This is a genomic window from Serpentinicella sp. ANB-PHB4 (assembly GCF_031432315.1).
In the GTDB taxonomy this organism is placed as follows: Bacteria; Bacillota; Clostridia; order Peptostreptococcales; family Natronincolaceae; genus Serpentinicella.
This window is the reverse complement of the sequence record NZ_JAVKGO010000002.1, coordinates 82489-108520: the sequence shown is the minus strand read 5'-3', so window position 1 is coordinate 108520 and position 26032 is coordinate 82489. Positions and strand designations below refer to the sequence as shown.

Annotated in this window: 24 protein-coding genes and 1 riboswitch; of the genes, 8 read left to right on the top strand and 16 right to left on the bottom strand. The window is 31.3% G+C overall.

Annotated elements, in window-relative coordinates:
- Positions 1-31: 31 nt before the first annotated feature.
- The 6 genes from RH915_RS03085 to RH915_RS03060 form a co-directional block, all read right to left on the bottom strand.
- On the bottom strand, positions 32-586 hold the full coding sequence (locus RH915_RS03085; RefSeq protein ID WP_310477849.1) for a biotin transporter BioY: 555 nt from the start codon (positions 584-586) through the stop codon (positions 32-34).
- A gap of 155 nt (positions 587-741) precedes the next feature.
- The gene (locus RH915_RS03080) at positions 742-1563 is read right to left on the bottom strand and encodes an ABC transporter ATP-binding protein (protein WP_310477848.1); all 822 of its coding nucleotides are present in this window, start codon (positions 1561-1563) and stop codon (positions 742-744) included.
- Between the two features lies 1 nt (position 1564).
- Positions 1565-2449: a glycine betaine ABC transporter substrate-binding protein gene (locus RH915_RS03075; protein ID WP_310477847.1), complete on the bottom strand. Its 885-nt coding sequence runs from the start codon at positions 2447-2449 to the stop codon at positions 1565-1567.
- Between the two features lie 15 nt (positions 2450-2464).
- Positions 2465-3115 (bottom strand): ABC transporter permease, encoded by a 651-nt coding sequence (locus RH915_RS03070; RefSeq protein WP_310477846.1) that lies wholly within the window; start codon positions 3113-3115, stop codon positions 2465-2467.
- A gap of 168 nt (positions 3116-3283) precedes the next feature.
- Positions 3284-4651 (bottom strand): magnesium transporter, encoded by a 1368-nt coding sequence (gene mgtE, locus RH915_RS03065; RefSeq protein WP_310477845.1) that lies wholly within the window; start codon positions 4649-4651, stop codon positions 3284-3286.
- A 224-nt stretch (positions 4652-4875) separates the two neighbouring features.
- Positions 4876-5047: riboswitch (M-box (ykoK) riboswitch) on the bottom strand.
- 84 nt (positions 5048-5131) lie between these two features.
- Positions 5132-6589, bottom strand: a complete 1458-nt coding sequence (locus tag RH915_RS03060) for a methyl-accepting chemotaxis protein (protein ID WP_310477844.1) — start codon at positions 6587-6589, stop codon at positions 5132-5134.
- 235 nt (positions 6590-6824) lie between these two features.
- On the opposite strand from RH915_RS03060, the gene RH915_RS03055 reads away from it, so the two are divergent.
- Positions 6825-7586 (top strand): putative ABC transporter permease, encoded by a 762-nt coding sequence (locus RH915_RS03055; RefSeq protein WP_310477843.1) that lies wholly within the window; start codon positions 6825-6827, stop codon positions 7584-7586.
- Positions 7587-7662: 76 nt separating this feature from the next.
- Here RH915_RS03055 and RH915_RS03050 read toward each other — a convergent pair whose 3' ends face one another.
- Together RH915_RS03050 and RH915_RS03045 are read right to left on the bottom strand one after the other, a co-directional pair.
- The gene (locus RH915_RS03050) at positions 7663-8172 is read right to left on the bottom strand and encodes a hypothetical protein (protein ID WP_310477842.1); all 510 of its coding nucleotides are present in this window, start codon (positions 8170-8172) and stop codon (positions 7663-7665) included.
- Positions 8173-8208: 36 nt separating this feature from the next.
- A complete protein-coding gene (locus tag RH915_RS03045; protein WP_310477841.1) occupies positions 8209-8940 on the bottom strand; it encodes a DnaJ domain-containing protein in 732 nt (243 codons plus the stop codon).
- Between the two features lie 247 nt (positions 8941-9187).
- Between RH915_RS03045 and RH915_RS03040 the strand changes: the two genes are divergently transcribed.
- The 3 genes from RH915_RS03040 (at position 9188) to RH915_RS03030 (ending at position 11745) form a co-directional block, all read left to right on the top strand.
- Positions 9188-10669: a 4Fe-4S binding protein gene (locus RH915_RS03040; protein ID WP_310477840.1), complete on the top strand. Its 1482-nt coding sequence runs from the start codon at positions 9188-9190 to the stop codon at positions 10667-10669.
- A 63-nt stretch (positions 10670-10732) separates the two neighbouring features.
- The gene (locus RH915_RS03035) at positions 10733-11212 is read left to right on the top strand and encodes a permease (RefSeq protein ID WP_310477839.1); all 480 of its coding nucleotides are present in this window, start codon (positions 10733-10735) and stop codon (positions 11210-11212) included.
- The gene (locus RH915_RS03030; protein ID WP_310477838.1) at positions 11209-11745 is read left to right on the top strand and encodes a permease; all 537 of its coding nucleotides are present in this window, start codon (positions 11209-11211) and stop codon (positions 11743-11745) included. Before RH915_RS03035 ends, RH915_RS03030 begins: the two co-directional genes overlap by 4 nt.
- A 43-nt stretch (positions 11746-11788) precedes the next feature.
- On the opposite strand, the gene RH915_RS03025 is transcribed toward RH915_RS03030, so the two are convergent.
- Complete coding sequence (locus tag RH915_RS03025) at positions 11789-12529, bottom strand: flavodoxin family protein (RefSeq protein ID WP_310477837.1); 741 nt, start codon at positions 12527-12529, stop codon at positions 11789-11791.
- 251 nt (positions 12530-12780) lie between these two features.
- On the opposite strand from RH915_RS03025, the gene RH915_RS03020 reads away from it, so the two are divergent.
- From RH915_RS03020 to RH915_RS03010, 3 genes are all read left to right on the top strand, one after another.
- On the top strand, positions 12781-15282 hold the full coding sequence (locus RH915_RS03020; protein ID WP_310477836.1) for a CoA-disulfide reductase: 2502 nt from the start codon (positions 12781-12783) through the stop codon (positions 15280-15282).
- Positions 15283-15943: 661 nt separating this feature from the next.
- Positions 15944-16858, top strand: coding sequence for an NAD-dependent epimerase/dehydratase family protein (locus RH915_RS03015; protein WP_310477835.1), 915 nt, complete (start codon positions 15944-15946; stop codon positions 16856-16858).
- A gap of 23 nt (positions 16859-16881) precedes the next feature.
- Positions 16882-17622: a glycosyltransferase family 2 protein gene (locus tag RH915_RS03010; protein ID WP_310477834.1), complete on the top strand. Its 741-nt coding sequence runs from the start codon at positions 16882-16884 to the stop codon at positions 17620-17622.
- A gap of 172 nt (positions 17623-17794) precedes the next feature.
- On the opposite strand, the gene RH915_RS03005 is transcribed toward RH915_RS03010, so the two are convergent.
- From RH915_RS03005 to RH915_RS02980, 6 genes are all read right to left on the bottom strand, one after another.
- Positions 17795-18883, bottom strand: coding sequence for an AI-2E family transporter (locus RH915_RS03005; protein ID WP_310477833.1), 1089 nt, complete (start codon positions 18881-18883; stop codon positions 17795-17797).
- Between the two features lie 205 nt (positions 18884-19088).
- Positions 19089-19499: a hypothetical protein gene (locus RH915_RS03000; protein ID WP_310477832.1), complete on the bottom strand. Its 411-nt coding sequence runs from the start codon at positions 19497-19499 to the stop codon at positions 19089-19091.
- A 76-nt stretch (positions 19500-19575) separates the two neighbouring features.
- Complete coding sequence (locus RH915_RS02995) at positions 19576-21627, bottom strand: ATP-dependent helicase (protein ID WP_310477831.1); 2052 nt, start codon at positions 21625-21627, stop codon at positions 19576-19578.
- Positions 21628-21795: 168 nt separating this feature from the next.
- Positions 21796-23145, bottom strand: coding sequence for an MATE family efflux transporter (locus RH915_RS02990; protein ID WP_310477830.1), 1350 nt, complete (start codon positions 23143-23145; stop codon positions 21796-21798).
- A gap of 24 nt (positions 23146-23169) precedes the next feature.
- Entirely contained in the window at positions 23170-23700 is a 531-nt protein-coding gene (locus tag RH915_RS02985) for a DUF5698 domain-containing protein (protein ID WP_310477829.1), read from the bottom strand.
- A 382-nt stretch (positions 23701-24082) separates the two neighbouring features.
- The gene (locus RH915_RS02980) at positions 24083-25018 is read right to left on the bottom strand and encodes an alpha/beta hydrolase (RefSeq protein WP_310477828.1); all 936 of its coding nucleotides are present in this window, start codon (positions 25016-25018) and stop codon (positions 24083-24085) included.
- A gap of 178 nt (positions 25019-25196) precedes the next feature.
- On the opposite strand from RH915_RS02980, the gene RH915_RS02975 reads away from it, so the two are divergent.
- A complete protein-coding gene (locus RH915_RS02975; protein ID WP_310477827.1) occupies positions 25197-25349 on the top strand; it encodes a hypothetical protein in 153 nt (50 codons plus the stop codon).
- 51 nt (positions 25350-25400) lie between these two features.
- On the opposite strand, the gene RH915_RS02970 is transcribed toward RH915_RS02975, so the two are convergent.
- On the bottom strand, positions 25401-25757 hold the full coding sequence (locus RH915_RS02970) for a Spx/MgsR family RNA polymerase-binding regulatory protein (protein ID WP_310477826.1): 357 nt from the start codon (positions 25755-25757) through the stop codon (positions 25401-25403).
- Between the last annotated feature and the right edge of the window lie 275 nt (positions 25758-26032).

The following is a 26032-nucleotide window of genomic DNA, read 5'->3' as shown; positions in this document are numbered from 1 at the left end:
ATTGCCTGGGTGTGCTTATCCTACATTAATTTTAAATATAACCTAATCTTTTTAGTTGCGGTACGATCTTTAATGATGTTATTGCTACTAAAGTACTCCAACCTAAATCTGGAATAATAAATGGTGTAGCGCCTGCTGCAATAGCACCATTTATTGAAATGTCAACGCCAAGATAAATATTTAAGATCATGTACATATATGACACACCAATTATATATGTAATTGACAGTCCTAAAACTAAAGGTAAAAACACATTTAAGAAGGTTAACTTCTCTTTCTTTTCAATTAATTTTCCTACTACAAAAGCACAAATTATAAATCCAAGTAAGTAACCAAAGGTTGGTTTTAAAACATAGCCGATCCCGCCTCCTTCTGTGAATACAGGTATGCCTAATAATCCAATGCCAACGTATAGGATTTGAGACATAAAGCCTTTCTTTGCACCTAAAATTACACCGGAATAGCCACAAAATAGAAACTGCATTGAAAAAGGAACAACCCCTATTGGAATTTTTATAAATGCTCCGATTGCTGTCAATGCAGCAAATAATGCAATCAGTACCATATCTTTTGTATTAAGTTTCATCATAATGTCCTCCTATAAAATAATTTAACGCTTAATATAAGATACCGTATTAAAATATAATTGTCAACCAATTTAATTTATAGGTTAACTAATCGAGCATAAAAGAAACCAAACCTAACAAGTTTAAATATAATTAGGTTTGGCAAACTTAAAATTCAGCAAGCAGAAATCTTATCTGTTATTTCATTTCTTTCCCGTACAGTTCGATCATAAATTTCTTTTAATTTTTCATCATCAATAATTGCCTTAAATCCTTTTATTCCGAAAAAACTTTCTACATATTTATTTTTAGGAGAAAAGACAATTTCCTCCTTTGTGCCTATTTGTTCTATTCTTCCATTATTCAAAAGAATAATCTTTGACCCTAGTTTTAAAGCTTCCTCTATATCATGGGTAACTAATATGATTGTATTATTTAATTTTTTATGGATTTTAATGATTTCATCCTGAAGCTTAGTCCTTGCAATTTCATCTACTGCACCGAAGGGTTCATCCATTAATATAATGTCTGGATCTGCCGCCAACGCTCTTGCTACGCCCACACGCTGTTTTTGACCACCACTTAATTCTCTAGGATACTTTTTTAAATACATTTCTGACAAACCAACTAAATCAATTAATTCATGCACCCGTTGTTTCTTTAAGTTCATGTCTTTCCCCATAATATCAAGTACATAATTAATATTTTTCTCTATTGTCATATGTGGAAATAAACCTACTTGTTGTATTACATAACCAATTGTTCTTCTTAATTGAATTGGATCCCACTGCTTAATATTTTTTCCCTTAACATAAATGTCTCCACTACTGGATTTTACTAAGGTATTAATCATTTTTAATAATGTTGTTTTTCCACATCCAGATGGGCCTACTATTGTAACTAACTCGCCATGATTTATTTGTAAATTTAAATTTTCTAGGACGACATTTGAATCATCATATCTTTTCGTCACACCTTCAAATTCTATAATTGCCATACTACAACAATCCTTTTTTTGTTAAAAATTCTATAGCTACAGTCTTTGGGTCTTGGTTCTCTATCTCTACTTGATAATTCATTTCCATCATATCCTTATTGGAAATTTGTCCTGCTAGCATATTTAATACATCCTCCAGCTCAGGAAACTGGGCTAAGGTTTCTTGTCTTACTAGGGTTGTACAATGGTATGCAGGAAAAAACATTAAATCATCTTCTAAAAAGACAAAATCGTATTGATTTAACCTCCCATCAGTTGAAAATGCAGGCATAATATCTATTTGATTTTGATTTATAGCTTCGTACCTTAAACCAATATCCATCTCTACAGTATTTTTAAATTCTAGATTATAAGTTTCTGTCAATCCTGGAAAACCATCTTCTCTTTCATAAAAATCGTAATTAGCACCGAAGGTTAGTTGATTTGCGTGCTGGCTTAAATCACTATATGTTTTAAGATTAAATTGTTCTGCAATATCCTTATTAACTGCTAGTATATAAGTGTTATTAAATCCATAAAGATCTAACCACTTTATGTCATAGTTCTCTTCATACTCAGTCTTAACTGATTGGTACAATTCTTCTGGATCTCTAATTAAATCTTTTTTTAGTACAGTTAGCCAGCCTGTACCTGTATATTCTGGATATACATCTATCTCCCCTGACAGCATTGCCGGATGGATATTTGTCGTTCCTCCTCCTATGCCCAATTTTTGTTCCACTTTTATATCAGTGTGTTCTTCTACCAGCTGGGTTAACATTTCAACAATTATATATTGTTCCGTCATCGGTTTACTTGCAATCACAATTTGATTTTCATCCTTTGTGCATCCATATAGTGAAATACTAAGCACTAAAATAATTCCTAATATCCATACTTTTTTCATGAATTCTCCTCCTATCTATACTTTCCCTAATATTCTTTCTCTCAACCTTTTCTCAATTAGTTCTAATATAAGGTCAGTAACAATTGCCATAACGGCGATTAGTAAACTGCCTGCTATTGTCATAGCAGGAAAATTTGTTGTAATACCTCTCCATATTGCATCCCCTAATCCCCCGGCTCCTATAAATGATGCAATTGCTCCCAGAGCAATTGTCATGATCACCATTGTACGAAAGCCAGAAAAAATAATAGGGAGTGCTAATGGTAACCGTATTCGAAATAGCATCTGCCTACTTGTACTTCCCATTGCTATGGCTGATTCAATAATCTGTTCATCTATTTCACTTAAACCTACATAAGTATTTCTTATAATTGGTAGTATGCCATACAAAACCAAAGCGATAATTGCACTTTTATACCCTATTCCCGTTATAGCCACTAGAAAACCAAATAAAGCAATTGATGGAATTGTGTATAAAAAACTAGTTAATCGTAAGATTACTTTCGCTAAAAAAGCATTTCTGATCATTAATATCCCTGTAATCAATCCAATGCAAGTTATAATAAATACCGCAGTGACTGTAAGAATAAAATGTTCTACTATAAGTCCAAGAAAAAATTCGCGCCTTTCGTTATAAAGTTGAAAAACTTGACCTATTAATGCCATATATACCTCCTTAGTGTGTCATTTTTTATGTAAACTTGTCCTTTTCTGTCAGCCATAACTGTAATATTTATACCAAATTATATATCCGTTAAACATTTTCATGCCTATAATAAAAAATGGTGCTATTCAATTATAAGTTGAATAGCACCATTTTTTATTATTCTATTTTTATAACAGGTTTCCTAAAAAGTAACTAGCTAGTATAAAGTAAATCAATAATCCAGAAATGTCTTTAATGGTTGTAATAATAGGATCAGCACCGGCTGCTTGGTCAACGCCTAGCTTGAATAATATAAAAGGAATAAAGAACCCTAAGGTTGTAGCCAATGTCATTGTAATTGCTAATGCAAGCCCTACTGCTATACCTAGTTCAGGAATACCTTGCCATATGGTTGCAATTGTTGCAGTTGCAATACCAACAAGTATACCCATACTCAAACCAACTAGTGTTTCTTTACCTAAGTGTCTAAAGAACTTTTTGGTATTGATATGCCCAAGTATTAGTCCTCGTGCAAAAATTGTACTCGACTGGGTTCCAGCATTTCCACCCATATCCATAATAACTGGTATAAATATTGCGACCGCAGCGACCGCATTTAATGCTTCTTCAAAAACCTCTATAACTGCACCTGCTAATAACCCACCAATCATAGTTATTACTAAAAATGGTAATCTTACGCGCCAAATTTGGTAAACAGATCCATTTACTAATCTTTCACTTCTGTTTGATTCTCTGTTATTTAAGTCTGCTAATCCTGCCTTATCAAAAATATCTTCAGTAGTTTCTTCTTCAATTATATCCATTGCATCGTCAATTGTGATAATTCCTACTAGTCGTTTTTCTTTGTCAACAACAGGTAATGCAAGTAGATCTAACTCTTGTAATGTTCTAGCTACCTCCTCTTGATCTGTACCAGTTGATACACTTATAATCTTTTTATGCATTATGTTTTCAAGTTTTTCCTCAGGCGGCGCCATTACTAGCTCTCTTAAAGAAAGAACCCCTTGTAATTTTCTGCTATCGTCTGTGATATAAATTGTATAAATAGTTTCCTTTTCCCCTGCATTTTCCCTTACTTTTTCTAGGGCTTCTTTTGCAGTGTAGCTCCCTTTTAAGCGTACATATTCCGTCGTCATGATTCTTCCAGCAGTTTCTTCCTCATAACCCATTAGTAATGCAGTTTCTTTTCTCTCCTCAACTGAAAGCGAAGTTACTAGTTTTTTTGTTACTTTAGCTGGCAGTTCATCTAATAATCTTACACGATCATCCGGTGCTAATTCTGATATTAGCTCAATTACACGCTCTTGTGTAAATGATGATAATAGTTCTTGTTGTAGATGTACATCTAATTGTTCAAATACCAGCAATGCTTTATCCTTTGATAAAAGACGATAGACAATCACCTGCTCTTGTGCAGATAACTCCCACATGACATTTAGTATTTCAATAACTTCTAAGTTGCTAAGTAGCTTTTTTAAAGACTCCATATCCTTATTTTCAAGGTGAGTCCAAATAGTTTGTTTAAGTTTTTCCATGTCGATCCCTCCGGTTCTACTGTAGTTTCTAACAATTTATCTTCCTTTATACATTTACTACCCCACAAGGGGACATCATTATCACATTCCATTGAACTCACCTCCTTTTTTAAAAAAAATAAAAAAACGACTCCCAGGAGTCGTTTAATAACACATCAACAAAGGCATGTTTAATCCATACCTTTTAAAAGCTTCACTTAAACAATAAGCTAGCCTTTTGATTTTTATTAACTCCTCGTCCTGGTTTTAGCACTAAATGACGTAGATTCATTTGATTGAATCAGCTATGTTAAGCAGACCTTAATCCGATCGTGCCTGTTATACCCATTGGCGTGTCTCCACATTTTTGGGCAATAGCCTATGTTCATTTAGGAGCCTCTCCTAACAAGTTATTTTATTAATAGTTATTTTATTAATATTCACAATGAACAGTATAATGTCCATATTTGTTATTGTCAAGGTGTAAAATTTGGTTTTTAGCTATGAATTAAACCCATCAACTGTTTTCTTTAATCCTTCAGCTAATTTAGAAAGGTTTTCACTAATACTTGCCATATTATCCATTGATGTAGACTGTTCTTCTGCTGATGCTGCCACTTCCTCGGTACTTGCAGCATTTTGTTGCGCTACAGCAGCTAAAGATTGTAAAGTATCCATAATTTTATTTTTCATTTGTGTCATCTGAGATTGAATGGTGTTTAACTCGTTTATTTTCCCCTGTGTGTTTACTAATGATTGCGCAAAACGATTGAATATATCCTGAGTTTCTTCAATTGATGTTGTCTGTGAGCTGATCATATCTACAGCTAATTCCATTTTTTCAAGGGTCATATCCGTATTATCTTTCAGATTTTTTATAACATTATTTATTTGTCCAGCAGAATTTGAAGATTCTTCAGCAAGTTTTCTGATTTCATCTGCAACAACTGCAAAACCTTTTCCAGCTTCACCAGCTCGTGCTGCTTCAATAGCGGCATTTAGTGCTAATAAGTTTGTTTGTTCTGAGATTTGTGCAATAGAGCTACTTGCAATATTAATTTTTTCTGCGCTATTATTCGTGTTCTGTACCATGGTTTTTAAGGAGCCTATTGCTTTATTACTTTCTTTTGTTTTACTTCCCAATTCAGCAACAATTGTTAATCCATTATTTTTAAGCTCCTCATTTTCCACTGCTAAATGACTTAATGTATCCGTAACAGAAACCATTTTTTCAATACTCTGTGCTAGTTTTTCAGATTCACTTGCCCCTTCTTCTGTATCTTTAGCTTGGGAGGAGGCACTTGTGGCAATTTCCTCTACAACATTCGCTACCTGATCAATAGACTCTGCCGTTTCCTTCACTGTATTCATAAGCGTATGTCCGGCATCCGCTAATTGTTTAGTAGTTTGAGTGATTGACTCAATCACTTTTTCTTTATTTTCTTGATCTTTCTTCATTTCTTTAATGTAATCACTATTTTCTTTATTAGATTTTCCAATTATATATGTATTAACTAATTGAACAAAAGCTGTTAATGAAATAGTAACAAGGATTACTAATACATCGCTTGATTCAAATTTACCTGATACGGCATTAATTATATTAACACTTAAAACCACAGCAATGACGCCACTAATTAACCTTTTATTTCCAAATACTGTAAAAACTCCAATTAACGGAAATGCAAAAGTATAAGCTATGACACTGTCTGTCGTTAACGTTGTGTAAAAATGTGTACTCATAAATGTCACTGCTAGTATATACTTTATGTATGTATCTGCTGGGTTCCTTTTCAAACGGTAAAAAGAATAAATCAACGCAATTATCGAGATCCCAATTAACAGAAATAAAATATTTTCTACGTCACTAGTAAGGGCTGTAAAAGTAACAAGTACACCTACTAAGGTACATAGTAGCATTAAGCTTTTATTGGCTGCGGCTAAAAATTTATTATTCATTTCTTTCCTCCTTTAGTTCTGATACATTTTAATAGTTCTGTTTAACTTTACTAGCTTATTATCTATCTATATATCATTCTACATTTTTTTACAATATTAGACAACAGTATTTTTTTAACAATTATGCATTCTAAAAGTTTTTTGAAGTTTTTGATCCATCGTTCTTTGGGTATATAGCTTGATAGTCTAATCTTATACTGATAGTTGCTACACGTTTTTCAAAGGAGTGATCTTGTTGGATATATATCATCTATTATTTCATTTTATTATTTATGCTTTTCTGGGCTGGTGTATTGAAGTAATGTACCAATATAAAAAACATCGTCGTTTTATAAATAGAGGATTTTTGTATGGGCCTTTATGCCCAATTTACGGCAGTGGAGCTGTGCTATTGCTATTTTTTCTACATGACGTATCCTCGCTTTTTCTTCTTTTTATTGGCGGATTCTTAATTGCCACTTTTTTAGAACTGATAACTGGCTATCTTTTAGAAGTTTTTTTTGAAACCCGTTGGTGGGATTATAGTAATGAGAAATTTAACTTATGGGGCTATGTGTCTTTAAAATTTTCAGTATATTGGGGATTATTAACAATTGTTTTTGTAAAACAAGTACATCCTTTTATTGAATATCTCATTTCTTACATACCAGAATCTTTGGTTTCATCTATATATACTGTTTTTCTAATTATTCTCTCAGTAGATACTACGATAACTATAAGTAAAATGATTGAATTTCATAGCATTTTTGTCGAGCTATTAGCAACCTCTGGAGAGATTACAGATAATATTGAACACCTTGCAAAAGACAAGTTTAAAACATCTATAGAAAAGGTCAAATCTAAAAATGAACAACTTCGTAATAATTATGACCATTTAATTCAAAAGTTTATTAATAAGAATTACAGATTGTTTTTAAGAAACTATCCTTATTTAAAATCGAATAAATACAAGCGTATAATTGAAGAGATAAAAGAAAGATTAAATCAAGATAAATAACAGAAAGATATAACTATAAAATTGAATAAATCATGTAATACCTAATATTACATCGCTATACCTAGCTTAACTATTCTTAAGTTGTTTGTTTTTGCGTTGTCCTTCCAATAAGTTTTAATACAGACACGCTCACTATTATAATCGTTAGTAAAGTAATTAGTTGACTTATAATAATTCGACCTAATATCCCTTCTATAACATAAAAACCGTATCTATAACCCCATGTTATGATATCTGCAAAAGTGCTATATATACTAAACAATATTGCAAAACCAATAATTTTTTTTATATGGAAATTTGTAATTCTTCCCTTAAAAACATTATAACTACGATCCAAAGTTATTAAACCACCAAAAGCCCCTACCATGCTATACAAAACTAATCCCCAAAAATGAATATGTTGTATCCCATAATCTAAATTTAAACTGATAACGCCTATAACTCCCACTAATACACCTAATAACGGACCTACAAATGTTCCAGCTAAAAATAAGATTGCTGTACCTATACCAAAAAGATAGTTACTATCTATATTTCTTAAAAATATACTTACGAAAATATATGTAACAATAAACAAGGCTGCCATACCATACTTTTTCCATGTACTATCAAAATCTTTAGTTTATCTAGTATATGCACTGTTTTTCTTAATTTTATAGTTTACTCCCAACAACATCCCCACGGTTATACTTATTAGTGCAAACCCATGCATGATCATCTCTGACTCATAAAAATAAAATATACCTACTGCATATCCTAGATAAAGAACTGCAAAAACTAGAGTCGGTATATATAATATCATACCAATAAAAATATTTTTAAAACCTACAATCATGTTTTTATCAATTAGTACCACTTTTATTAATAAGGGAATAGTTATAGGCGCAAGTACTGCTGTAAAAGTTAGTATTAATAAAACAATTCCAAACCAACCTTTAACCCCCAGTATAAGTAGATCCTTCAATGTGATATTACTGTTATACGCATTCTCTCCGAACAATGTTGCCTTTCCAACTTCAATAGTCGTTTTAAAAACTTTTTTAAATAAATCTTCTAAAGAAATTGAAGAGTAATATTCGCCTCTTTCTCTCGCTTGTTGTTGTTGCTTACTAAAATCAAAGTCATGATGTGCTTTTTCATAACTATTGTTTCTTTTTATTTGATCATATTGGGCTCTCGATTTTGGATTTGATAAAATCTCATATGCTTCAGATATCTCTACAAACTTACCCTGCGCCCCGGGGGGTTTATTTACATCTGGATGCCACATTTTTGCTAATTGTCTGTACGCTTTTTTTATATCCGCTTCAGTTGCATCTTGTTTTATTTCTAGTATTTTATAATAGTCCTTCATCTTGTCTAACCCCCATATTATCGTTGTCATATCATCTAAGTATATTTTAGCTTTTACATGTATGTCAATATGCCATATAAGTTAAGTCTTTCTTCAAATGAAAAAACTTGATATTTAATTTTCTTCCACTCTGTTTACTTGCATAATTTCCCCTAACTCCTAAACCCCTTTGACAAAAAACACAAAACTAATTATAATAGATTTATACCCCCCATACCTATTGGGTAATTGTTAGGAGGAATTGGAAATGAAAAATTATTTTATTAAAACAACCCGTGCCTTTACACCTATACGTAAATATGCCTGGATATTTACAGTATTAGTTGCTTTAGGTGGTCTATGGCAACCGAAGTTAGGACTACTTGTTGTACTGATTATGGCTGGCTTAACAGGAACTGCATTTTTCAATGGGCGTTACTGGTGTGGAAATTTTTGTCCCCATGGAAGTCTTTTTGATGTGCTAATTACACCAATTAGTCAAAATAGAAAAATACCTAAGTTCTTAAAATCAAAAACAATGATCTCTTTATTTTTTGTGTTCTTTATGTTTAATTTTTCTAGAAAAGTTTTAAATGTTACTACTCTGTGGGGAAATTATGACTTTTTCGATAAATTAGGCTTTGTTTTCGTTACAACATACTTAATGGTCATGGTTGTAGGTGGTCTTTTTGCCCTTTTAGTCAATCCAAGAACCTGGTGTCAGTTCTGCCCAATGGGAACACTTCAGAAATTATCATATAGAGTAGGAAAAACATTAGGAATTGCCAAAAAGACGGAGAAAAAAATAACTGCATGCAGTATTGACCAGTGTCATGCCTGTGGTAAATGTGCAAGAGTTTGTCCATTCCAATTAACACCATATTTAGAGTTCTCAGAAAACAATCAATTTGATAATATAAACTGTATTAAGTGCTCTACTTGTGTTGAAAACTGTCCAGCCGGTATTCTTTCTTTAGAAACTGAGGAAGACGCAATTAAACTAAAAGAAGATTCATCTTCTGTTCATGGTTACGAAAGTCGTCAACAAATTGAAGCCGAAATATCCAATATAATTGACTTAGGAAATGGTATTAAAGAATATGTATTTAGTTTCCAAAAGCCAAATAAAGTTCATTATAAAGCAGGTCAGTTTATATTGATTAAAATACAAGATAACCCGAAACAGTATCGAGCTTATTCTATATCGTCATACAATGAAGACAGTACAGCGCTTAGGGTCATTATTAAAAAAATTGAAAAAGGCCATGGAACAGACATTATCTTTAATCAATTTAAGATAGGCGATACAATAGAACTAGAAGGACCTATGGGAGATGAACTTGTACCTTCAGAAGATACTGAAAAAGTATTATTTATTGGTAATGGTATTGGTATCACACCGTTTATTGCCCTTTCAAAAGATATGGTTTTAAATCATAAAAGCGCTAAAGAAGTTAAATTATTATATGGTCAAAGATATGAACATGAGTTTTTATATCATGAATATTTTAATGAACTAGATAAAAACAACGATATATTTGAATATCATCCAGTTGCTTCTAGGCCTGATAATCAAGATACAAGAAAAGGTTATGTAACAGATTTAATAAAAGAGATGTCCTTAGAAGGCTATAAAGTTTATATGTGTGGTTCAAAAAATATGATTCAAGATAGTTATAATATTTTAGTCGAAAAAGGTGTTAGAAAAGAAGATATTTTTTACGAAAGTGAAGAAAAAATCAAACTATAATGAAAATGTGATGCTCTAGTACCTACTAGGGCATCCAGTTTATGAAAGGAGTTGGAGATCGCCATGTTTACTATTGTGCTTTATATTTTAGCAATTGTGTTATTGATCGTGTCTTCTTTAAAAGATACGAAAAAAACAGTACAAGCACTAAAAAAAGCTTGGAAGTCATTTGAAAATATTTTGCCCCAATTTGTTGCCATTTTAATTATTGTAGGAATTATGCTCTCTATTTTAAGTCCAGAGATGATATCTAAATTAATTGGCGATCAGTCAGGTTTTACAGGTATGATCTTTGCTTCTTTAATTGGTGCTATTACGTTAATACCAGGCTTTGTTGCTTTTCCTTTAGCAGCAGCACTGCTTAATAGTGGCGCAGGCTTTATGCAAATTGCTGTCTTTATTTCGACGCTTATGATGGTTGGTATTGTTACTATTCCCGTAGAAATAACTTATTTTGGTAAAAAAGCAACTATATTAAGAAATTTATTGGCCTTTGGATTTTCCTTTATTGTTGCCATCGTGATTGGAGTGGTGTTAACATGAAAAAATTTATGATTAGATACAAAGCTGCTTTACTTTTAATACTCTTAAATATAGTCTTATTATTTGTTTTACCAGATCTAGGCCGTAATTCACTTGCACTAACTAAAGCAAATACGATTGAAATGATATCCATTATTCCACCTATATTTATCCTTTTGGGATTGCTTGATGTGTGGGTAAAGCGAGATACGATGATTAAACTTATGGGTGAAAAATCAGGGATACTTGGTACTGTGATTGCATTTTTAATGGGATCAGTTGCTGCAGGTCCTCTTTATGCTGCATTTCCTATTGCAGGCATCTTATTAAAAAAAGGTAGTAAACTTTCAAATGTCCTTATCTTTATAGGGGCATGGTCTACAACTAAAATCCCTTTATTATTATTTGAAGCCTCAGCTATGGGATGGGAATTCATGCTTACTAGATTTTTCGTTAATTTGGTCGGTATTCTTGGAATTGCTTTCATAATAGATAAGCTTTTAGCTCAAGAGGATAAAGCAAGTATCTATGCAAATGCTGATACAAAAATATAATATAAACAAAATCTCTAATGGCATCATTAGAGATTTTGTCTTCCTATTCTTGTTTATTTTCTACTCGCTTATTTAAAATAAAGTAAAGAAGATTTCCCATCCCTTTTGATATTGGTGAAGTTTTAGCGTTATAAAAATACCTAGTATTTAGCCAGCCTTCTTTTTCCCAATATACTCTATCTATCTTTAATATTTTTTCTGCTAATACCTTTTGAACTTGAAAATGCATAACCTGCTTCATGCTTAGTTTATATTTTTCCCGAGGTAAAAATAAGTGTATTAAGAATTTTTTATATTCTTTGTCCGAAACAGGTTTGGTCATGTTTTTTGTATTCCTAGAAATATAATCAGTAGGAAAAGCTCCCCACTGAATAGCTACTGTCTCTAATGATTTAAATGTATCCCTGATACCAGACGCAGCAGTGGTTGTTACGAACAAAGTCGGTTTTCCAACAATTTCAGGTCTGTGAAACCATCGACAAGTTCTATCAATAAAGACTTTTAACTGACCGCTAATGTTACCCATATATACTGGAGAACTTAAAATTATGCCATCATATTCAGTAAGTTTTTTCATTAGAAGCTCGCCTTCATCATTAATGTTACAGCTTCCTTTTCTTAAACAATGCTCGCATCCTATGCATGGTCTAATGTCATAATCAAATAAGTTAACAATATCAACATCTATGTTATTTTCTTTAAGCTGTTTACTCATTTGTTCTAAAAGCCCATAAGTATTTCTCTTTCTTTTGCTACTATTAATAGCAATAACCCTCTTTTTCACAAATTCACCTCCTAAACTTTTTACGCTATTATTTTCTCTATCTAAAGCGTATTGGTTAACACTTTTTTATTCCAACATACTATTCTTGTTTAATGGTTTATTACTTCTATATAATTTGTATATAACCTTCATCTTTTTGCCAAAATAAATACAACTATTTGAATAGTTGACACATAAATCTATATATTATAATATTGTAATATAATAATTTGCTATGTTATTATTTAATTTTAATTGGAGGTTGTAATAAAATGAACAATAAAAAACGAGTTTTAATCGTTGGTGGTGTTGCTGGAGGTGCATCTGCTGCTGCCCGTCTTAGACGTTTAGATGAAAATATAGAAATAATTTTATTTGAAAGAGGTGAATACATCTCCTTTGCTAACTGCGGTCTTCCATACTATATTGGAGAAGTTATTCAGCAAAGAGACGCGCTGTTAGTACAAACACCTGAGGGTATGTCTTCTAAATTTAATATTGATATTCGAGTGCTTAATGAGGTTACAGAAATACACCCTAAAGAACAAAAAATACAAGTTAGAGATTTAAAGAAAAATAGTCTTTATGAAGAATCCTACGATTATTTGATTTTATCCCCTGGTGCAAATCCTATTTTGCCCCCTATTCCTGGTATTAAAGATGCAAAAAATTTATTCACACTAAGAACAATACCGGACACTGATCAAATTAAAGCCTTTGTCGATGAACAACAACCTAAATCTGCGGTGGTTATTGGTGGTGGGTTTATTGGTATAGAAATGGCTGAAAATTTAGTTCATAGGGGCGTTAATGTAACGATTGTTGAAATGGCAGAACAAGTGATGGGTCCTATAGACTATGAAATGGCATCTATATTACACAATCATATCGAAGATAAAAAGGTTGACCTTATATTAAAAGATGGTGTAAAGTCCTTCGAGAACGCAGGTAAAGAGATTATCTTAGAAAGTGGCAAGCAGTTAAATCCTGACTTAATCATTTTTTCTATTGGTGTGCGTCCTGAATTACAATTAGCTAAGTCGGCTAATTTAAAAATAGGAGATCGTGGGGGTATTGTTGTAGATGAATACTTGCAAACATCTGAGAAAAATATTTATGCCCTTGGAGATGCTATAGAAGTTACTGATTTTATTACCGGAAATCAAACTATTTTACCATTAGCCGGTCCCGCAAACAAACAAGGTCGTATTGTTTCAAATAATATTGTAGGTACAAAGGAAAAATACTTAGGCACGATGGGTAGTGCTGTTGCTAAAGTTTTTGATATGACCGTTGCATCCACAGGAAAAAATGAAAAGAGCTTAAAACAGTTAGATATCCCATATGATGTTATCCACATTCATCCTGGATCCCATGCTGGTTATTATCCTGGTGCATTTCCAATTTCTTTAAAAGTTTTATTCAACAGGAAAACAGAAAAAATTTACGGTGCCCAAGCAGTGGGTTATGATGGTGTAGAAAAACGTATGGATGTCATAGCTACAGCAATATCTGCTGGTCTTAAAGTAACACAACTTAAAGATTTAGAATTAACCTATGCCCCGCCTTACTCATCGGCGAAAGACCCTGTTAATATGATTGGATTTATCGCTGAAAATATGATTCATGATCATGTTCAGACCTTCCAGTGGCATGAAGTTAATGACTTAGTTGAAAATGGTGCTCTACTACTTGATGTAAGAGAAGAAATTGAATTAGATTTAGGTCATATTGAAAAAGCGATTAACATTCCTCTTCATCAACTTAGAGACAGATTAAATGAATTGCCCAAGGATGAAATCATTTATGTTTTCTGTCAAGTTGGATTAAGAGGCTACTTAGCAGCTCGTATTTTATCACAAGCTGGGTTTAAGGTTAAAAACCTTGACGGTGGTTACAAAACATATCAAACTGTTTTTAGACCAAATATAACAGCTAATTGCCCTATTCAAATAGAAGATGATGGTGTAGCGAAAAAAGAATGTAGATCAGAAAAAGATGAAATAAATGAAGCAGTAACGTCTCATGTTCAAATTAATGCATGTGGGCTACAGTGTCCTGGACCGATCATGCAGGTCTACCAAGCTATTAACAACATGAAGGAAGGCGAAATACTAGAAGTTTCAGCTACAGACCCTGGTTTTTCAAAGGATATTAACGCTTGGTGCCAGAAGACTGGCAATACACTTTTAAAAAGCGACTTTGATGATAATGCATTTAAGTGCTTTATACAAAAAGGTACTCCCAAAAAAAGCTTAAAAGGTAATCAAGAAAAAGATCAATCCATTGTTGTCCATGAAGATAAAGAAAATGCCACTATTGTTGTATTTAGTGGGGATTTAGATAAGGCTTTAGCATCCTTTATCATTGCATCTGGGGCTGCAACAATGGGCAAAAAAGTAACTTTATTCTTTACTTTTTGGGGGTTAAATGTATTGAGAAAACATACATCACCAAAGGTTAGAAAATCCTTCATTGAAAAAATGTTTGGTCGTATGATGCCTCGTGGAACAAAAAAACTGCCTATTTCAAAAATGAATATGGCTGGAATGGGGCCGAGAATGATTCAATATGTTATGAGTCAAAAAAATGTCGATTCTCTTGATGTACTGATGAAAAATGCTATGGATGTTGGTGTTAACCTAGTTGCTTGCGCTATGTCTATGGATATTATGGGGATTAAAGAAGAAGAGTTAATTGACGGTGTTGAAGTTGGTGGTGTTGCCACTTATCTTGGTGAAGCTGAAGATTCTAACTTAAACTTATTCATTTAAGCATTCTTGTGTTGAATGTAAATTTGATTTATCTAATGATGATTCATAATTATATATACAAAACAGAGATCTACAGTGATCTCTGTTTTTTGTGCTTTTTTTACCATAATACCACTAAATCTATTCCTTTTACCTACTTTTATTAAATTAGTGTTACATGCCGTAATTTCCCGGGGAATATGCAAATTAATCACTGACATTTGTCTTCTTTTGTAAAAGCTCAATTATTTAGAAATTACATGAGGAAATTGCATAATTAATTTTAGACCAATAGATATAAAAAATATACCTTCTCTGCTTCGAATTTGTCGGCTTGTTTTTTCGCTATAAATTCAATGATACAAGTCAACAAATGAGGCGCAACCTCAGGTAACATTTATATAGTAAGAAAATAGTATTTTCTTACTATATAAATAGGGGTTGTAGGGGATGAAATCCCCTGCCCGTATTTAGGAAGGTGCTCAGACAGCTTTGCTGTCGTCGAAGGAAACCTAGGGTTTCCTAGCAAAAGCGACTCTGTCGCTATTTTGTATATTTATACTATCAAAACCCCTAATTATGTAAATATACCACTTACACATTTAATATTTTAATCACTTAATTACTATTGCAGAATACAATGAACTAAGTAAATGTACTATATTTAAAGTTGGTGAATGCTATGAAACTTTTAGTTATCGGTGGCGCTGGATTTATTGGTTCTAATCTTGTGGACACTCTACTTGCACAGGGTCATTTTGTAACAGTAATAGATAACTTATCCACTGGTAAAGAGGATAATATACATAGTGGTGCAAAATTTTATTATAGGGATATTACTGACCCTAGTATTATTGAAATTTTCAAAACTGAAAATTTTGATATTGTTTTTCATCTTGCAGCTCAAATTTCTGTTAGTTATTCTCATAATCATCCAATAGAAGATGCATCCACTAACATTTTAGGTACAATTAATGTGCTTAATGCTTGTCTTTTAACACATGTAAAAAAAATAATCTTTTCCTCCTCTGCTGCGGTATATGGAGAACCTAACTATTTAGGAATAGATGAACAACACCCACTCTCTCCGATTTCTTTTTATGGATTATCTAAGCTATCCGCTGAGAACTATATTTTACAGTACGCCAAGAGTTTCGGTTTAGATTATACTATACTTCGCTACGCTAATGTCTATGGAAAAAGACAAGATCCAAAGGGCGAAGGTGGTGTAATATCCATTTTTATTGATCACTGTCTCAACAATAAAAAAGTAAAAATTTATGGTGATGGAAGTAATACGAGAGACTTTATTTACGTTGACGACGTTGTAAATGCAAATATTCTCTCTATGAAAAAAAATATTAATGCAGTATTAAACATTGGAACAGGCAAAAGCTGTTCTATAATCAATCTGTATGCGCTAATTTCTAAAATCTTAAACATATCTGAAACCCCAATATACGCTAGAGCAAAGCCTGGTGATATTGAAAATAGTTTCTTCGACATTAATAAATCAAAAGAAATGTTAAACTGGTCACCTAAGTACGCATTAGATGCAGGACTTAAAAAATCAATTTTAAATTATAAAAATTCTTGAGGAAAGGAGCTATCTGAGACTTTATGAATCTTCGAATAAAAAACTCATCTCAGCCTTTTGTATCCATTATTACACCAACAATGAGAGATCAACATATGGATCAAGTCTTTAACAACTTTGATAGACAATACTATAAAAATAAAGAGCTAATTATTGTATTAAATAAAAATACGATGGAATTAGATAAGTGGCAACAGAAAGCAAAAAAATACCCAAATGTAAGGGTTTATCAAATAGATGAAAGTGCAAGTTTAGGCGCATGTAAAAACTTTGCTTTAGAAAAAGCTAAGTATGATTATATTGCACACTTTGATGACGATGATTACTACTCTCCTTTTTACTTAATTAATTCTATGAACTGTTTTAAAAAAGTCGATACTGATATTGTTGGTAAAGCGACCACTTACATTTATTTTGCACGTAATGGTGTACTTGCGCTTTATCAGCCTAGTTTACAAAATAGATTTTTTCGTCATGTCCCAGATGCAACTTTAGTTTACAAAAAAGACATAACAAAAAAATTAAAGTTTAATGATATCACTTTAGCTGTAGAAACTGATTTTCAAAAAAGATGCATTGCTGAGGGTTTTAAAATCTACTCCGGGGATAAGTATGATTTTGTTATATGTAGAAGTGCACAAAAAGGTCATCATACTTGGCAGGAAAGTGATCATTCTTTATTAAGGCAATCTATGTTCATAACAATTACTAAGGATTTTCGGGAACAAATTATAAATAAACGATTACGTAAATATCTATCTTAACAACAAGAATTGAAAATCATTAATACTGTAGATCTTAATTATTAAGGCCAGATAGCTTATGGAAGCTTCCCTTCCACTAACATAAAACTCCACTGTACTGAGATGTTAATTCGTAAGGTATTCACCCTGTATTATGATTAAAGCCGAAGGTAATTTTAACCTTCGGCTTTTCTTAGTCAGAGATATTGGAATCACTGGTTAGTATATTCTTTTCTCTATATGCTCTTCTATACTCAGATATAAATTTAATAAAAACCTTGATCGTACCTGTTAAAGGAACAGCTATAATCATGCCTGGTATACCAAAAATATTTCCAAATAAAAGAACAGAAAATATAACGTTTAGCGGATGTAATCCTACACTATTTGACATAATCTGTGGAGATATAAAACTTGATTCTATCTGTTGAACAACAATAATCCAAATAGTTACCCAGATAGCCGTAATAGGATTATTCATTAATGCAAGTACAACAGGTAAAATCCCACCTATCCATGGCCCAAAGTAAGGAATAATATTCGTAATACCCGCTACAAGACCAATTGTCATGGCATAGGGTACCCCGATAAACCAGCATCCTAGTCCAGTTAAAATACCAACAAAGGTTGCAACTAAAAGTTGTCCTCTTATAAAACCACCAAGCACTTTATTAATTTCTCGTCCAATTTCTTTTATTTTATTTGCCCGTTTTTCACTAAAGTACTGCATAAAAAATTCGGTCAGTTTATCTTTATCTTTTAAATAATAAAAGGCAATAATTGGTGTCATAATTATATCTAGTAATGCACCTGTAGAAGATAGTAGTGCAGCAGATAGCTGATTAAATGAGTTTCTTACCACTTCAGATACTTTATTCATCTCTATATCAAAATCGAATAATTGCCTTGACCAATCTGGCAGTATTCCTAATTCGCCAGTTCTAAAATCTACAACAAACCGCTCTATTGTTGCAAATATTTGAGGTATGTCTCTTGCAAATATTGATAAATCTTTTGTTAATCTTGGCATAAATGTAGCAAACACAGCTGAAATGATCAATATAATAACTAAAAAAACAATAAGTATTGCAAAAATCCTTTTTATGCCTTTTCTTTCGATTAAGTTGACAATTGGGTTAAGTAAAAATGCAACAACTAAAGCATAAATAAATGGTGTCACCACATTCATAATATTGTCTCTTATTAAGAAAATAAGAATCGCTACAATTGAAAATAGCAATACGTCTAATAATACATTACGTTTTCTGTTAGATAGATACATAACATGTACTCCTTAGTAAATCTCTATTTTTTTATATTTTATCATATATTATAACGATCTGTAAGTCATCTTTTATTTTAGACGCTTTGTAATAAATTATTGAAAAAATAATTATTTATCATCGACACACTAGAAGTACGATATATTATGTTAAGATGAAAGAAATATCTCAAGAAACATTCTATTTAAACCCTAAGCTTAGATATTATGATTTAGATATTCTTCTATTAAAGGTTAACCTATAGGCCTTTTCCCCTTCTAAATTAATATGGTATCTATAAAAAGTACGGGTACCACTTTTCCTATCTTTAGTTACATTTCTTCTACCAATGCTTTCAAAGGACAAAGTTTTTATCTCCTGTGAGTCGCTTGTTGTGTATTTTATAATTATGCTATCTGAGATCCCTTCTTCTCCTTCTGAATATGCAACTGAAAAGAATTGAACTTGCGCCTTAATATTACTATTCGTAGTATGATCAATAATCTCCACGGGTAACTCCTTATTTTTAGTGTAAACGAGCGCTCTGATTAAAGTTGCATAATCAGTCGCTGTTAATTTAGGCATATCACAATAGTCTAAACACTTATTTGGGGTCTCACTGGTTATTTTATTCATAATAACATCCTCTCTATTCTTATCACATTTACTTTGCTTCTGTCTAAGTACATAAAAATCAATAAATACCCTGCTTTTATACATATATTAAATTGTTCTGTTCACAAAAGTCTAATAATAACTTTTTCGTACCATGTTTTTTAAAAGTAACTTTTGCTACTTTATCTGAGGAAATAGATTTTATTTCCCCTTCACCATACTGTTTATGTGTTATTTTCATACCAATATTATACGTACTAGGGCATTTCTTTAAAAACAATTTTGTTTCACTTATAAAGCGAGAGCAATTGACTTGATTATTAAACCGAGTTTTAAGAGTGCAAAGCCTTAACTTGTTTATAGCCCTTGTTAAAGCCACGTAGTATACTCGCCTTTCTTCTTCTATTTCACTATCATTTTCTTCTTTACTGTTTGAAGTGAAGGGAAATAACCCTTCTATAAGATCTATTAAGTAGACTTCTTCAAATTCTAATCCTTTAGATGCATGGACTGTTGATAAAATCAATTTACTGTTTACATTTTTCTTTGCTTTTTGAATGATAATTTGTAATGTATCTAATTTAGTCATTAGGTCAGACCCATTAGAACAATCCCTTGCTAAATATTTTAGTGTACCTAAAATGTTATTTGCAGTTTCCTGTGGGGTATGATCTTGATTTTGAAGATATTTTCCATAGTACATTTCTTTTTCTATATATCCTATAATATTCTTTTTATTTCCTGATTTTATCGCATCAAAATCTAACTTAAGCTCATGGATTCTATCTCTTTGTCTTGGTTTTAATCCATCATAGGTCAAAACAATATCTAAAATACGATTACCGGCCTGCTTTTTAGATAAATTTCCAACATAATTGAGAACATCCTTCGATAGGTAGGCATCAAGCTTATAGTATATTTTTGTAAAGCTTTCGAAGTCGCAGGGATCGTAGGCTAAATTTATAAAACAGATAATATCATTTACGATCCAGTGCTTTAAAAAAGACAACTTATGTTCTCTTATGTAAAAATCAATATTTTCCTCATTGAGTTTATCCATAAAAGGAATGGCTGAAAAATTATTTCTGTAAAGAATAGCTTTTTCGGTATTGCTTTCTTTAATACGTTCAATCACTGTATTTATCTGTTCAGTTTGATCTTTGAATTCATTTATCATAATAGCAGGACCATTTAGATTATTTGTAAATATATTTTTCTTATACCGTTCTTTGTTCTTGTCTATAATATAATCACTTAATTCTACGATATCTTTTGTACTTCTAAAGTTTTCTTCCATGAAGTAAACTTTAGCCTTTTTAAAAACCTTATTAAAGTCTAGCAAAATTTTAGGGTAGGACCCACGCCAGCTATAAAGGGTTTGATCGTCATCTCCTACACAAAAAATATTATTTTTAGGATGTATGAGTAACTTTATCATTTCATATTGTATTTTACTCGTATCTTGAAATTCATCAATTTGCCAATATTGATATCTATTTTGCAGTCCTTCTAAAAGCTTAGGTCTTTCTTTAAGTATCTTATATGCTACTGTTAACATATCGTCGTAATCAATATACAAATTTTCTTCTTTAAAAGTCTCGTATTGATTATATATCTGAATAAAGTTTTTAACATTTGTATCTATTCCCGCTATTTCTTCTTTTCTTAGCATCATATTTTTAATATAGGTGATAAGACTTAACATTTCTTCTACTGTTTCTTCTGTAGCATACCCGTTATTGAGCTGTTGGTAAATATTTTTAAGAATCCGGTGTTTATTTAGAGGATTCGTACTATCTTCTATAATCATTAATCTTCTGTTCATTTGCCTGTAGTATTGTAATATTATTTTATAAGCAAATGCATGTATCGTACTAAATGCTAAATGGTTTGTATCAATAAGATGTCCAAAAACATCCCCAAACCTTTTTTTCATATCTTTTGCTGCAGCTTTTGAAAAAGTTAAGGTCATAATGGTTTTTGGATTGATTCTATGATTTAAAATTAAATTTGCAGTTCTAGTGCAAAGAGTTGTTGTTTTTCCTGAGCCTGCAACGGCTAATATAATGGCTGGGCCATCTACGTGCTGTGCTGCTTCTTTTTGTTGTTCGTTTAGTCTATCTTGTATTTCTTCAAAACACCTGTACATACCGTTCACCTTTTGTATATGATTTTGCAGTCAACTGATTTTCAATTTCAGACATTGTCATTTGCAATATATTTATATTAACATATTTTTTATTTATCTTAAAATTTCCTATCTTATCCATAACAAAAATAAAAGATTCTCCTGCCTTCACCGAGAATCTTTTGTTTGTTAGCAAATTTTATTATCTGAAATTTCATATCGGAAATATAGATATATTAGCCTTACGCCGATAATTAGTGTTATCAATTCTGCAATTGGAACTGAAAGCCATACCCCATTTATCCCCCATATATGAGGTAGTGTTAATACTGCTGGTATTGTTAAAAACATACCTCTTAAAATGGAAACAATAAACGACTGTCTTGGCTTAGCGATCGCAGAGAAAAATGAAATGATAACAATATTTAATCCAATTAAAATAAAGCCTGGGAAGTAAAGCCTCATCCCTTGTTTTGCAATTTCATGTAATAACATGTCATTTTCTGCATTAAAGGCAGCAATAATTGGGTCTGGGTATAAGATAAAAATTATATAAAAAATACAGCTTATTAATACTGTGCAATATGATGCATATAACAGTATCTTTTTTATATAACCCATTTTCCCAGCACCGTAGCTAACACTTATGATTGGCTGAATACCTTGTCCTATTCCAATGAAAATTGCAATAAATACAAATGAAATATTAGCTAGTATCCCGTAAGCAGCAACTCCAATATCTCCTATAATTCTTAAAATTACTATATTAAAGACAAATAAAACAATTCCAGTTGAAAACTCCGTTATATAAGTTGGTATGCCAATAAAAACAACCTTTGATAGTTCACTTCGTTTAACCTTTGTTTTAATAAGCTTAAAATTATTTTTCTTAGTAAAGATATGGGAAGATAAAATTACTAGACTAATAATAGGCGCTAGACCTGTAGCTAATGCTGCACCAAACATACCCATATTAAGGGGAAATATAAATAAGTAATCAAGAATAATATTACTTATACTTCCTGTAAGCATAGCAATCATTGCTAATTTAGGATTGCCATCATTTCTAATCATACTAATTATAATATGGTTAAATATAAAGGCAAATGAGAATAAAAAAAGGGTTTTTATATACTCATTCGCTAAAGGGATCAGGTCCCCACTTGCTCCTAAGCCCGCAATAATATTTTTTGAATAAGTAATGCCTAGTACTGTTAAAATACTCCCTAAAAATAACGCCAATATCATTACTTGAGTAAATACGCTATTTGCGTTATTGGGTTCATTTTTACCTAAATATATGGAATACATTGTTCCAACACCCATACTCAGCATTAATCCCAATGCATTAATACCACCTATAAAAGCAGGTAACGCTAAATTTAGAACAATTAGGCCTTCTTTTCCAACACCGTTAGCTATAAAGAAGGTATCTGCTAGTACATATAATGACATACCTAACATACTTATTACATTAAACGACACATATTTTAAAAAGGTTTTAAAAATATTATTATCTATTATGTCTTGTGTTTTCATAGTGCCTCCAGGTCATTTGGTATCTTAAGCTCTTGATACTGTAATTTTTCCTTCAACTTTATTAAGATTTTTAATCTTCATCGTTGGATCTGTTACACCACAATCATTCATTATTGTTTCAAGTATTTTAAATTCTTTACGTTTGATGACAACTTCTATCTTATGTCTTATGTGGCCATGGTTTCCTCGTACTAAATAGTTGTTTACTGTATAGCCCTCGTCTCTTAATTTTTCAGCTATCTCAACCATTTTATTCTTATTATTTAAAAACACATCTACTTCTAATATCCCTAAGGCTAATCTTTCTTCAATTTTTCCTCCAATAAATACGCCTAAGGTTTTGCCTAATGCATAGGCAACTCCAAACTGTACACCGTCAGAATTAGCAACTTTACTAACTACAGTAGCAAAGATAATGGCATCCATAAAAACTAAAAAATAGACTGGATTCATAATTTTTTTTGCTAATAGTATGCTTTTTAAAGTTGCAAATATATTTGTTAGGGCGGTTACTAGGAACAACCCTATTAGTGTTAACACCATTTGTTGTGTCATATTGACACCTCCTTTTACCTTCTTTTTATTTCTAGCTTCTTTTCAGATTCATTCTAATTAAAAAAGCTAACATAGTCATATGTTAGCAAATAAAAGGCTTATTAATAATCTATTATTAATCCATGTTCCGCAAAGGTATGTAACATCTTTATTTAAGAAGCTACTTCATTTTTTAGACTAATACATATTATCTTTCAATTTTTATCATTGAAAATCCAAGAATAGAAAAAACCTACTTTCAACAGTTTTTATATGTTATCTCTTTAAAAAGAATCGGCATCTAACTTGTTCCTTTTAATTTAAAAAGTAATTTGTCTATACTTAATTTGCTTTATTTACTAATAAACTAACCTTTTTATCTTAACACATATTTGTAATATATTCAACTATCTTTATTTTTACTTTTATAAATAGTTATACTTTCTATTTCTTCTATAAAATTTCTAACTAAAACTTCATACACTTTCTTATTTTTCACATAGGCTCTTGCATGCTCTACATTTTCAGGAAAGAAACTCTTTTTTATGCCTTGCTTTACATTATACATTTTAATACTCATTTCACTTGGTATATAGTCATCCTTTTCCCCATGAATAAAAAACATAGGAATATCGCTTTTCTCTACATCTTTTATAGGCAATATATCTTTAGGATTAAATCCATTCTTTAATTTTATAATTGAGTTGGCAATATTTAAAATAGGGAAGGCTGGCAGCCTGTAATCCGCTTTTAATCTAACTTTTAAGAGTTCATTTAGATTAGAAAATGGACAATCAGCAATGACAAAGCCTATCCTTGAATCAACACCTGCATTTTGGAGTGCAATTGCAGCCCCCATTGATTCACCATGTAAGCCGATCATACTATCTTCACCTATTCGATCAAAAACCCAGTCAGTAAAAATTTTAAGATCATACTTTTCAAAATATCCAAAGGTAGTATTTTTACCACCACTGTTACCATGGTTTCTATGATCAAAAATTAGCACGTTATAATCACTTTTAAAAAATATATTTATATATTTAATAGATGCAAACATTGTAACGGTTATACCATGACAAAGTATAACCGTTTTTTTTGAATTGTGATTTTTTATAAATATACCTTTTAATTGATAACCATATGGCGAGTCTACTACTACTTCTTCTTTATCTAACTCGTTAAACCATTTTTCGTCAAAATTTTCTTTTTCCAGTTCATATAAATAACTTTTTTGACGGGTTATCGTTTTCGGATAGACTACAAGGGTTGAAAAGTAATAACTCAAGCCAAGTAGCATTAAAAAAGCAATTAATATAATACTCCAAAATATTATCATGTGCTTCATACCCTTTACATTTGAATATTAATTTGATAAAAATATAGTGCTGTGCTGTACATGTTTGTTTAAGAATATGCTTCATTTATATAGAATTATATCATCATACTTTCAAAATACAATATGTTAGACAATACCTTTAATAATGTGATAAAATTTACTAAATTAAACTAAGGAGTTGAGTACTATTAGATTTAATGATTACGATAATGAAGAAGATTACTATGATCGATTAAAGTCTCTAAAAAATCAAGATAAGCATCAATTTACTAATAAATCAACCTTTGAAAAATTTGAATTTGATTATGAAGAAGACCCTTATGAACCTTAAACTTCTACAAGTACACCCTGTAGGTATTTTAAACCTTACAGGGTGTACTTGTTATTTTATATTCTTCCACTCCTCTTCTTTAAATCCTATTAGTACAGAACTGTCACCTATTAACAATGGTCGTTTTACTAGCATTCCATTAGTTGATAATAACTTTATTTGTTCGGCTTCTGTCATTTCTATTAACTTATCTTTTAACTTCATTTCTTTATACATCTTACCACTTGTATTAAAAAATCTTTTTATAGGTAATCCACTCTTATTAATCCATTGTTTAAGTTCTTCCTCTGTTGGATTGTTTTCTACTATGTGCCTTTGTTCATATGTAATTTGATTATCGTCTAACCATTTTTTCGCTTTTTTACAAGTTGTACATTTAGGATATTCTAAAAATAAATAGTTCGTCATTTACTCATCTCCTTTGTTATTTAAGAAAATTGCATAGTTATATTAGGTTAATCGTTATAACCTATAACACCCTTTGATACTGTAATTACTGTAATTGCAATTTTTTACTTCAATCTCTTTTTAAGAATTACCCAATTTGTATTAAATTAATCTAAAGTTTTTCATACTACTATTAACTATCGACTTTTTTACCTATTGGTATAAAGATAAATGAATATTTTAACTGTTTGAAATTAAGAGGAATTAGAAACTTCTATAACGAAAATAGTATAGTA

Excerpts from the sequence above, each read along its gene's own strand:
- RH915_RS03070 (WP_310477846.1), bottom strand. The coding sequence starts at position 3,115 with ATGGCATTAATAGGTCAAGTTTTTCAACTTTATAACGAAAGGCGCGAA.
- RH915_RS03000 (WP_310477832.1), bottom strand. The coding sequence starts at position 19,499 with ATGAATAAAATAACCAGTGAGACCCCAAATAAGTGTTTAGACTATTGT.
- RH915_RS03050 (WP_310477842.1), bottom strand. The coding sequence starts at position 8,172 with ATGGCAGCCTTGTTTATTGTTACATATATTTTCGTAAGTATATTTTTA.
- RH915_RS03005 (WP_310477833.1), bottom strand. The coding sequence starts at position 18,883 with ATGTATCTATCTAACAGAAAACGTAATGTATTATTAGACGTATTGCTA.
- RH915_RS02970 (WP_310477826.1), bottom strand. The coding sequence starts at position 25,757 with ATGACGAACTATTTATTTTTAGAATATCCTAAATGTACAACTTGTAAA.
- RH915_RS03035 (WP_310477839.1), top strand. The coding sequence starts at position 10,733 with ATGTTTACTATTGTGCTTTATATTTTAGCAATTGTGTTATTGATCGTG.
- mgtE (WP_310477845.1), bottom strand. The coding sequence starts at position 4,651 with ATGGAAAAACTTAAACAAACTATTTGGACTCACCTTGAAAATAAGGAT.
- RH915_RS03010 (WP_310477834.1), top strand. The coding sequence starts at position 16,882 with ATGAATCTTCGAATAAAAAACTCATCTCAGCCTTTTGTATCCATTATT.
- RH915_RS02985 (WP_310477829.1), bottom strand. The coding sequence starts at position 23,700 with ATGACACAACAAATGGTGTTAACACTAATAGGGTTGTTCCTAGTAACC.
- RH915_RS03030 (WP_310477838.1), top strand. The coding sequence starts at position 11,209 with ATGAAAAAATTTATGATTAGATACAAAGCTGCTTTACTTTTAATACTC.
- RH915_RS02995 (WP_310477831.1), bottom strand. The coding sequence starts at position 21,627 with ATGTACAGGTGTTTTGAAGAAATACAAGATAGACTAAACGAACAACAA.
- RH915_RS03060 (WP_310477844.1), bottom strand. The coding sequence starts at position 6,589 with ATGAATAATAAATTTTTAGCCGCAGCCAATAAAAGCTTAATGCTACTA.
- RH915_RS02980 (WP_310477828.1), bottom strand. The coding sequence starts at position 25,018 with ATGATAATATTTTGGAGTATTATATTAATTGCTTTTTTAATGCTACTT.
- RH915_RS03020 (WP_310477836.1), top strand. The coding sequence starts at position 12,781 with ATGAACAATAAAAAACGAGTTTTAATCGTTGGTGGTGTTGCTGGAGGT.
- RH915_RS02990 (WP_310477830.1), bottom strand. The coding sequence starts at position 23,145 with ATGAAAACACAAGACATAATAGATAATAATATTTTTAAAACCTTTTTA.
- RH915_RS03085 (WP_310477849.1), bottom strand. The coding sequence starts at position 586 with ATGAAACTTAATACAAAAGATATGGTACTGATTGCATTATTTGCTGCA.
- RH915_RS03040 (WP_310477840.1), top strand. The coding sequence starts at position 9,188 with ATGAAAAATTATTTTATTAAAACAACCCGTGCCTTTACACCTATACGT.
- RH915_RS03080 (WP_310477848.1), bottom strand. The coding sequence starts at position 1,563 with ATGGCAATTATAGAATTTGAAGGTGTGACGAAAAGATATGATGATTCA.
- RH915_RS03015 (WP_310477835.1), top strand. The coding sequence starts at position 15,944 with ATGAAACTTTTAGTTATCGGTGGCGCTGGATTTATTGGTTCTAATCTT.
- RH915_RS03045 (WP_310477841.1), bottom strand. The coding sequence starts at position 8,940 with ATGAAGGACTATTATAAAATACTAGAAATAAAACAAGATGCAACTGAA.
- RH915_RS03075 (WP_310477847.1), bottom strand. The coding sequence starts at position 2,449 with ATGAAAAAAGTATGGATATTAGGAATTATTTTAGTGCTTAGTATTTCA.